1 pseudogene is annotated in these 346 nt (G+C 55.2%); it reads right to left on the reverse strand.

Annotation, left to right across the window (positions count from 1 at the left end):
• Positions 1–346 (reverse strand): annotated as a pseudogene (locus AB8818_RS22915) (Clp protease ClpP); the annotation flags it as partial.

Consider the following 346-nt stretch of genomic DNA (forward strand, 5'->3'; position numbering starts at 1 on the left):
TAGCTGGCCACGCCGATACCTTTTTCTGTCAGGGCCATACGCGCATACTCGCGCAGCGTCATACCGTTATAAACGTTATCCCGCTCCTGACCTTCGAACCCGGCACGCGCCATCAGTGCCTGGCGAATACCATCCGCGACGAAGTTACCGTTGCCCGCATGAATATGCGGCTGGGTGGTTTTATTGGACGGCGTGGCCGTTTTACCGAGTTCTGCCAGCAGCAAATCTTTCGCCTTATCGACGGAGCAATCAGGGTCGGCCACACACTGATTCTGCAGTTCCATGTGCTTATTGCCGAACATGGCAAAGAGATCGCCGATAGCGTTAACACGGGCTTTCTGCTCAG

Source organism: Enterobacter sp. KB-280D8, assembly GCF_041399405.1.
Taxonomy (GTDB): domain Bacteria; phylum Pseudomonadota; class Gammaproteobacteria; order Enterobacterales; family Enterobacteriaceae; genus Enterobacter; species Enterobacter cloacae_N.